At 50.6% G+C, this 1,864-nt stretch carries 1 rRNA gene; it reads left to right on the top strand.

From position 1 onward, the window contains the following. Window positions 1–308: 308 nt before the first annotated feature. Window positions 309–1,822 (top strand): 16S ribosomal RNA (locus ACW4YW_RS15595). Window positions 1,823–1,864 lie beyond the last annotated feature (42 nt).

Raw genomic sequence — 1,864 nt, 5'->3', positions numbered from 1 at the left:
TAAAGTAAGACGCAGAACGAAACGCCTTACAGAAAGCCCCGAGAGGGGTGGCGGTAAGAGCATCCGATCCTTGAGAACTCAACAGTGTGCCAAGTAATTGTCGATGCCAAATTTGTTTGATCCCTCGTTCTGCGGTGGGGTGGTTCTGGGCTTGTGTCTGGGGTTGTCTTGTCGTGGACTTGGATTCCTTTGGTAGATGCAGCAGGGCTCTTACCGGGGTCTTGTTGTTTTTGTCAGGGTTTGTTTCTTCTTATTGTGTCGTTGATCTTCCGCGGTCCTTTTGGGTTGTGGGGGGTTTACATATGACCTTAATGGAGAGTTTGATCCTGGCTCAGGATGAACGCTAGCGGCAGGCTTAACACATGCAAGTCGAGGGGTAGAGTTCTTCGGAGCTTGAGACCGGCGCACGGGTGCGTAACGCGTATGCAATCTACCTTTTACAGAGGGATAGCCCAGAGAAATTTGGATTAATACCTCATAGTATATCACAATCGCATGATTGAGTTATTAAAGTCACAACGGTAAAAGATGAGCATGCGTCCCATTAGCTAGTTGGTAAGGTAACGGCTTACCAAGGCTACGATGGGTAGGGGTCCTGAGAGGGAGATCCCCCACACTGGTACTGAGACACGGACCAGACTCCTACGGGAGGCAGCAGTGGGGAATTTTGGACAATGGGCGCAAGCCTGATCCAGCCATGCCGCGTGCAGGATGACGGTCCTATGGATTGTAAACTGCTTTTATACGAGAAGAAACACTCCGACGTGTCGGAGCTTGACGGTATCGTAAGAATAAGGATCGGCTAACTCCGTGCCAGCAGCCGCGGTAATACGGAGGATCCAAGCGTTATCCGGAATCATTGGGTTTAAAGGGTCCGTAGGCGGTTTGGTAAGTCAGTGGTGAAAGCCCATCGCTCAACGGTGGAACGGCCATTGATACTGCCAGACTTGAATTATTAGGAAGTAACTAGAATATGTAGTGTAGCGGTGAAATGCTTAGAGATTACATGGAATACCAATTGCGAAGGCAGGTTACTACTAATTGATTGACGCTGATGGACGAAAGCGTGGGTAGCGAACAGGATTAGATACCCTGGTAGTCCACGCCGTAAACGATGGATACTAGCTGTTGGGAGCAATCTCAGTGGCTAAGCGAAAGTGATAAGTATCCCACCTGGGGAGTACGTTCGCAAGAATGAAACTCAAAGGAATTGACGGGGGCCCGCACAAGCGGTGGAGCATGTGGTTTAATTCGATGATACGCGAGGAACCTTACCAAGGCTTAAATGTAGATTGACCGGTTTGGAAACAGATCTTTCGCAAGACAATTTACAAGGTGCTGCATGGTTGTCGTCAGCTCGTGCCGTGAGGTGTCAGGTTAAGTCCTATAACGAGCGCAACCCCTGTTGTTAGTTGCCAGCGAGTCATGTCGGGAACTCTAACAAGACTGCCAGTGCAAACTGTGAGGAAGGTGGGGATGACGTCAAATCATCACGGCCCTTACGCCTTGGGCTACACACGTGCTACAATGGCCGGTACAGAGAGCAGCCACTGGGCGACCAGGAGCGAATCTATAAAACCGGTCACAGTTCGGATCGGAGTCTGCAACTCGACTCCGTGAAGCTGGAATCGCTAGTAATCGGATATCAGCCATGATCCGGTGAATACGTTCCCGGGCCTTGTACACACCGCCCGTCAAGCCATGGAAGCTGGGGGTGCCTGAAGTCGGTGACCGCAAGGAGCTGCCTAGGGTAAAACTGGTAACTAGGGCTAAGTCGTAACAAGGTAGCCGTATCGGAAGGTGCGGCTGGATCACCTCCTTTCTAGAGCCCCAATTGTTAGCAGTAATGCACGATGGGGAAAAA

It is taken from the genome of Methylobacillus pratensis (genome assembly GCF_054072455.1).
Note: the sequence above shows the minus strand (reverse complement) of the source record. Positions and strands in the feature narration are given on the sequence as shown.